The organism is Moritella sp. 28, assembly GCF_018219435.1.
Taxonomy (GTDB): domain Bacteria; phylum Pseudomonadota; class Gammaproteobacteria; order Enterobacterales; family Moritellaceae; genus Moritella.
Map to the genome: position 1 here is coordinate 1,330,237 of NZ_CP056121.1, position 7,107 is coordinate 1,337,343.

Below are 7,107 nucleotides of genomic sequence, written 5' to 3' on the forward strand. Positions count from 1 at the left end.
CTTATGATTTATCATCAATCAATTAGTGTTGGGCTTTGTGCTCGCCACTGCCAAAGTGCCAATCATAGTGGAAGCTTTGACTTGCATCTTGATCTTTACGACGGTAAGTGTGGCCACCAAAGTAGTCACGCATCGCTTGAATAAGGCTTGCTGAAGAATCTGCTTCACGGTAACAATCGTAATAGCTCATTGCTGCGCTAATCGATGGCATTGGCATACCTTGCATTATCGCTTTCGCTAATACTTCACGCCATGCCATTTGGCTTTCAGCTAATGTAGTAGTGAAACGATCCGCTAACATTAGGTTTAATAACTCTGGTTCAGCTTGATAAGCTTTCGAGATATCATCTAAGAAGTGAGCGCGGATCACACAGCCAGCACGCCAGATTTTTGAAATTGCAACGTAATCAAGCGTCCAGTTATGTTCTTTTTGTGCTGCAGACATCAATTCAAAACCTTGTGCGTAGCTACAGATCTTTGAACAATAGAGTGCGTCAGCCAGTTTTGCTAGCCATACATTTCGGTCTTCGGTTGTTACCGCTGGACCTGCAAGTTTAGTCGCGCCAACCTGACGGATAGATTTTTGTGTACTTAGGCAACGGGCAAATACAGATTCTGCAATTGCGTTTGCTGGCACGCCTAGCTCGAGTGCTTCACGTGCAGTCCAGTTACCAGTTCCTTTTTGGCCTGCCTGATCCATTATCACGTCAACCATAGGTTTACCTGTTGTTTCATCAACAACTTTTAGGATGTTACCTGTGATTTCGATTAGGTAGCTTTGTAATTTACCTTTGTTCCATTCGCTGAATACTTCGCCAACTTCAACTGCTGACATACCTAAGATTTGACGCATGAACTGTACAACTTCAGCAATCATTTGCATATCTGCGTATTCGATACCGTTATGTACCATTTTAACAAAATGGCCAGAACCGATTGGACCGATATATTCGGCACAAGGTTCACCTTCTGGTAGAGGCTGATCTACGTGTGTACGTGCAATTTCAATACCAGTGATAGGATCTACTTTCGCAGACATTGCTTGCCACATAGGTTTTAGCCATTCCCAAGCTGCTTTGTCGCCACTAGGCATTAACGATGGACCAAAACGAGCACCCACTTCACCGCCAGAAATAGCACAAGTGAAGAAGCTGAACTTACCTGCGTAAGTATCTGCACGTGCAATAGAATCACGCCATTGGCTGTTACCTGTATCAACAACAATGTCGCTTGCTTCTAAGCCTGCTGCAATTAAGTCATTACAAATAATGTCAACAACAGGACCTGCTGGAACAGAAAGCACTATTCGACGTGGTGTTTCAAGTTGGTTAATTAGCTCTGCAAGATCGGCAACCGCAATTAATTTTGCTGCTGTTAGAGGTTGATGACGCTTAACGATGTCAGTACGACGGCTTTCGTTAATGTCAAAAGCTGCAACGGAAAATCCACGTTCAGCTAAGTTTAATGCCATGTTGGCACCCATTACGCCTAAACCTATTACTGCAATATCAATATTTTTATTCATCTGGTCCTCTGTGCCTTAGCAAGTCATGAAGGTGAGAATTGGGCTAATGCCTTGTCGTTTAAGGCATGATATAGAAAGTAGAAAAAGATACAATATGAACACTACTGTTATTTAGCTTTTTCATTTAAATCGAGATTTTTGATGAGCTAATTTTAAATCATTAAAATCTATATGGTTAATCTGATTATCGAGATGAGATCTGCCTCACATAATCATTGTTAGTTTGAATTTAAGCCTGTGCCTTTCCTGTTCAGTTATACAAGTTTAGCTAAAATTATTTACAGTTATGTTAAAAGTTATACAGATTTTCTGGTTCAAAGTTAATAGGAAACTTTACTTACCCCTAATTATATATAGGTGTAATATAGGTAAGTATTTTATAAATAAGGATATTAGGTGTATGAGTTCCAACAGTCGTAAGTCTGGTCGCGTGACCTTACAAGATGTTGCTAATAAAGTTGGTGTTACAAAAATTACTGTTTCAAGGGCGATCCGTACACCCGAAAAAGTGTCTGAATCATTACGCTTGACTATTCACAAAGCCATTGAACAAATGGGATATGTACCAAATCGTGCTGCTAGCATGTTAAGCACTAAGCAAAGTAAAACTATTGTATTAATTGTCCCTTCCTTATCTAACGGTGTATTTTCTGATGTAGTACGCGGTATTAATGATGTGATGCTAAATGAAGGCTTTCAGATCTTACTGGGTCACTCTGGCTATTCTCTATTAGAAGAAGAGCGTTTAATCGAAACCTATTTACAGTTTGGTATCGATGGCATCATTATTTCTGGTACGCATCACACTGAACGCAGTAATCGTTTATTACGTAAATCAAACTTACCGGTTGTTGAGATCATGGAGTGCAATGATAACGCGATCGATATGTCTGTGGGTTTAGATCATGCCCTAGCGGGTTATAAGATTACCGAGCATCTAATCAGTAAAGGTTATAAAAATATCGGCTTTGCCGGTGCGCGAATGGATTTACGTGCACAGTTACGTTTAGATGGTTGGCGTAAAGCAATTTGGGAAACTGAATTGAGCGATGAGCGTGTGGTGACCAGTACCTATGCTTCGACTTACCAAATGGGTGCTGATATGTTGACTGAGTTATTAGGTGAATGGCCTGATACTGACTGCATCTTCTTTTGTAATGACGATTTGGCTGCAGGAGCACTATTTGAGTGTCAACGTCGTAATCTAAAAGTACCGAAAGATATTGCTTTAGTTGGTTTTAACGATCTTGATATTTGCGCTGCGACAAATCCAAAGTTAACGTCGGTATCTATCCCTCGTTTTGATATAGGTGAACAAGCGGCTAAATTGTTACTTAAAAAAATCAATGATGAACCGATTGAAAATAAGCATTTAGATCTCGGTTTTATTATTTCTGAGCGTGCTAGCACCTAAGTCACACTGATAATACTTGTGTTTTATTGTGTTATCGGTAACATTGCGTTAGTTGATTTAGAGCGATGTTAAGAAGTAAAGAATATGATAGGCAGAAGTATTATAGTCATGGGCGTATCTGGTAGCGGAAAGTCTACTATAGGATTAAAAATTGCACAGCAGCTCGGTGCTAAATTTATTGATGGTGATGACCTACATCCGAAAGTGAATATTCTAAAAATGGCTGCCGGCCAACCGTTAAATGATGCAGACCGTACGCCTTGGTTAGAACGTGTTCGTGATGCATGTTTTAGCATTGAAAAAAAGAATGAAGCAGGCGTTATCGTTTGTTCTGCATTACGTAAAGATTATCGAGATCAAATTCGAGACGGTAATAAATCCGTAATTTTTATCTACTTAGATGGTAGTTTTGATTTAATTTTAGCACGTATGAAAGAGCGAGCAGGGCACTTCTTTAGTGGAGATGACATGTTAAAAAGTCAGTTTAATACTTTGGAGTTACCACTTAAGGATGAAAAAGACGTACTTTCTGTTCCTATTGATGGTACAATTGACGACATCGTAAGCTTCAGTATTGCTGCTTTAACGCGCAACTAGCATTACGATGTTGGATTGATATTCTACAGGATTTATAAAATATCAGCATATCCATAAACCATAATAATGGTCATATTTTAATCAAAATATGACCGTTTTTTTTATCCCGACTTTATATTTCAAATGGAAATTAAAAGTTGATTATATGTAACAATAGTGACTTAAAAGTTGAAATCATCCGGTTATTTTATATAAAAATGTGATGTTAACCCTAGAGTTTAGCTGTTTGTAATAGTAAGATTACCTCAACAGTTACCGGTAACACGGTTGGGTAACATCATTATCGGGTTTGTCAGAAACAAGGATACCGCTACTAATGAAAACCATTTCTAAAACAATTATTGCAGCATCAGTTGCAACTATGATGAGTGCATCTGCATTCGCTGCTGAATTTAACTTCAAATTTCAATCATCTGATCCATCGGGTGAGAAAAACTTCCAAGTGCAACAAGCATGGGCTGACCAATTAGAAAAAGATTCTAACGGTCGTATCGATGTGACTATGTTACCAGTAGGTGCTGTAATTAAGCATACAGAAACACTTGATGGTATTAAGTTTGGTGTTTTACAAGGCCACATTACAGCAACAAGCTTCTTTTCTGGTAAGGATCCTGCATTTGGTTTGATGGGTAACACCGTTGGTGCCTGGTCTGATCCAATACAACTATTAGATTACATGTATAACGGCGGCGGTAACGAGCTAATGCGTGAAATCTACAAACCTTATGGTATTTACTATATTGGCGCATCAGCAACAGGTCTTGAAGCGTTTGTTTCTAAAGTACCACTTAACGGTGTTGCAGATCTTAAAGGGCTTAAATTACGTGCACCAGAAGGTCTAGTACAACAAGTATTCGCAGCAGCAGGCGCTTCACCAGTTAATTTACCGGGTTCAGAAGTATTTACAGGTCTAAGTAAGGGCGTTATTGATGCCGCTGATTACACTGTATTCTCAACGAATCATAAAGCGGGTCTAAATGATATCGCACCACATCCGGTATATCCTGGTTTCCATTCTCTACCTGCAATTGAAGTTTCAATAAGTGCAAAATCGTGGAATAAACTACCAGCTGATCTACAAAAAGTAATGCAAGATTCAGTTAAAACATTTGCTTACACTATGGTTGATACACTGAAAAAAGCAGATGCGGAAGCGGTTGCAGACGCAATGAAAAATCCAAACATTACCATACATGACTGGCCTGCAGAAGAACGTAAAAAATTCCGTACTATTGCGCGTAGCCAATGGGAAATATACGCAAAACGTTCTCCAAACGCACAAAAAGTATATGACTCTATAACGACATACTTAAAAGCGAAAAACTTACTGTAATTCAAGTAAGCGATATATATGAAGGCTGCTTCGCAGCCTTTTTTCCACTTAGAAGATGAAAAAATCGATGAGTAATCCAGAAGAACTCCAACCAAAAAATCGTCTCGACTCAGGCATTATATGGACAGGTAATGTATTAAGTATCTTGTTTCTGTTTACGGTATTAATATCGTTTTATGAAGTGCTTATGCGCTATGTATTCAATGCGCCAACAATTTGGGTTCATGAAACAGCTTCCTTCGTTGGAGGGTCATTATTTGTGATCGGTGGTGCTTATGGATTAGCTGCAGATAAACACGTACGCGTTGTGCTTATTTATGATCATGTATCGGAGCGTGTAAAGCAGTACTTGAATGTATTCCACCATATCATGGGTTTGTTGTTTACGGTATTACTTTCTTATGCCGCTTATACCATGGTGGAAGGCGCCTGGTATGCACCTTGGGGTGAGATGCGTTTAGAGACATCTGGCTCAGCTTGGGATCCTGTATTTCCTGCGCTACTTAAAGCGCTAATTTTTGGTACTTTGTGCTTAATGTCAGTTCAGTTTGTGTTGCACCTCATTCAAGAAGTCCACGGTTTAATTAAGAAGAAAAAATAATATGTTTGATCTTTCATCTATTGGTATTGGTTACGGCAGCTTATTAATGCTGGTGCTTATGATTGGCCTGTTGTTAACTGGTATGCAGTTAGCATTTGTTACAGGTTTAGTTGCGGTTATATTTACATTCGGTTGGTTTGGGCCAGAGGTTTTACCGCTAATCACCAGTCGAATTTATAGTTTTGTTAGTGGGTACGTATTTTTAGCCGTGCCTATGTTTGTATTGATGGCCGCCTTGCTTGATCGTTCTGGTATTGCGCGTGATTTGTTCGATGCAATGAAAAAAGTGGGTCGTAATGTCCGTGGTGGTGTTGCGGTTCAAACGCTATTAGTAGCGGTATTACTGGCGTCAATGTCGGGTGTGATTGGCGGTGAAACAGTACTACTTGGTATTCTTGCATTACCACAAATGCTGCGCCTTGGTTATGATCGTAAATTAGCGATCGGTACAACCTGTGCCGGTGGTGCGCTGGGTACTATGTTACCACCAAGTATCGTATTGATTATTTATGGTCTAACGGCCAGTGTATCAATTGGCGATCTGTTTAAAGCGTCATTCTTACCCGCCGCGATATTAGCGTTACTGTATATTTTGTATGTATTAATTCGTTGTTACTTAAACCCGACATTAGCACCATTACCGACGGCCGAAGAATTAGCAGAAGATGCAGCGAAAGATATTAACTTCAAAAAAGCATTATTATTCCCAATGCTATCTGTTGGTGTTGTTCTGGGTAGTATCTACAGTGGTATCGCGTCAATCACTGAAGCATCTGCATTAGGTGTTGTCGGTATTGCAATCAGTGCGGCTATCCGAGGTGAACTTAACTGGAACATGCTAAAAGAGAGCTCGATTGCGACTTTACGAACTTGCGGCATGATCATCTGGATCGGTATTGGTGCGAGCGCATTAGTTGGTGTTTACAATTTAATGGGCGGTATTGATTTTGTAAGTGACGGTATCCTGGCGATGAGTGGTGGTAGCCCAATGGGTACTATTCTTATCATGATGGCAGTGTTGTTTGTATTAGGCATGTTCCTTGACTGGGTTGGTGTTGCATTATTAACGATGCCAATCTTTGTTCCGATTGTCGTTGGGCTAGGTTTTGATCCTATTTGGTTTGGTGTGGTGTTCTGTATGAATATGCAGGTATCATTTTTGTCACCACCATTTGGTCCTGCTGCTTTCTACCTTAAATCGGTAGCACCCAAAGACATTAGCTTAGGTGAAATCTTCAGTGCACTTGTACCGTTTATCTGTTTACAAGTTGTTGCACTAGCACTATTAATCATTTTCCCTGATTTGGCTTTATGGTGGAGGTAGCCTCTTTGCATAAGGCATAAAATAAGTATCAAAGCCCGATGTTAGCAATAACATCGGGCTTTTTTACAAATAAATTACTTGTTTCTTGTACCCTTTCTTTATTTTTCTATCTAGCCTTAACGTAGAATGTTCAATATTTATTCATTAAGTAGTATTTAAATGTGTTGCTTAAATGTGCAGTATGTATCCATGTGTCAGGTAATGTAAGCAAATGTAATTGTTGTGTGTAAAATGTAAGCTGTTCTGGTGTTTAACCCTTCATTGTGTAACGTATAGTAACTTACTGTAAACAAGCTCAAAGATTTCCCAGTCT

6 protein-coding genes are annotated in these 7,107 nt (G+C 39.5%); 5 read left to right on the plus strand and 1 reads right to left on the minus strand.

All coding sequences use genetic code 11. The annotated features are described in order from the left end of the window. Window positions 1-22 precede the first annotated feature (22 nt). Window positions 23-1,525, minus strand: a complete 1,503-nt coding sequence (gndA, locus tag HWV02_RS06050; RefSeq protein ID WP_211678937.1) for an NADP-dependent phosphogluconate dehydrogenase — start codon at window positions 1,523-1,525, stop codon at window positions 23-25. 400 nt (window positions 1,526-1,925) lie between these two features. Between gndA and HWV02_RS06055 the strand changes: the two genes are divergently transcribed. From HWV02_RS06055 to HWV02_RS06075, 5 genes are all read left to right on the plus strand, one after another. Then, complete coding sequence (locus HWV02_RS06055; protein ID WP_211689948.1) at window positions 1,926-2,939, plus strand: LacI family DNA-binding transcriptional regulator; 1,014 nt, start codon at window positions 1,926-1,928, stop codon at window positions 2,937-2,939. Between the two features lie 84 nt (window positions 2,940-3,023). Next, window positions 3,024-3,536 carry a gluconokinase gene (locus HWV02_RS06060; RefSeq protein ID WP_211689949.1) on the plus strand — a complete coding sequence of 171 codons (513 nt, stop codon included), beginning with the start codon at window positions 3,024-3,026 and terminating at the stop codon, window positions 3,534-3,536. Window positions 3,537-3,852: 316 nt separating this feature from the next. Beyond that, window positions 3,853-4,869, plus strand: coding sequence for a TRAP transporter substrate-binding protein (locus tag HWV02_RS06065; RefSeq protein WP_211674549.1), 1,017 nt, complete (start codon window positions 3,853-3,855; stop codon window positions 4,867-4,869). A gap of 67 nt (window positions 4,870-4,936) precedes the next feature. Next, window positions 4,937-5,470: a TRAP transporter small permease subunit gene (locus HWV02_RS06070; RefSeq protein ID WP_255550604.1), complete on the plus strand. Its 534-nt coding sequence runs from the start codon at window positions 4,937-4,939 to the stop codon at window positions 5,468-5,470. Window position 5,471: 1 nt separating this feature from the next. Continuing rightward, window positions 5,472-6,794, plus strand: coding sequence for a TRAP transporter large permease subunit (locus HWV02_RS06075; RefSeq protein WP_211689951.1), 1,323 nt, complete (start codon window positions 5,472-5,474; stop codon window positions 6,792-6,794). Window positions 6,795-7,107: the final 313 nt, after the last annotated feature.

Coding starts and splice junctions, on each gene's coding strand:
- HWV02_RS06055 (WP_211689948.1), top strand. CDS start 1,926: ATGAGTTCCAACAGTCGTAAGTCTGGTCGCGTGACCTTACAAGATGTT.
- HWV02_RS06075 (WP_211689951.1), top strand. CDS start 5,472: ATGTTTGATCTTTCATCTATTGGTATTGGTTACGGCAGCTTATTAATG.
- HWV02_RS06070 (WP_255550604.1), top strand. CDS start 4,937: ATGAGTAATCCAGAAGAACTCCAACCAAAAAATCGTCTCGACTCAGGC.
- HWV02_RS06065 (WP_211674549.1), top strand. CDS start 3,853: ATGAAAACCATTTCTAAAACAATTATTGCAGCATCAGTTGCAACTATG.
- HWV02_RS06060 (WP_211689949.1), top strand. CDS start 3,024: ATGATAGGCAGAAGTATTATAGTCATGGGCGTATCTGGTAGCGGAAAG.
- gndA (WP_211678937.1), bottom strand. CDS start 1,525: ATGAATAAAAATATTGATATTGCAGTAATAGGTTTAGGCGTAATGGGT.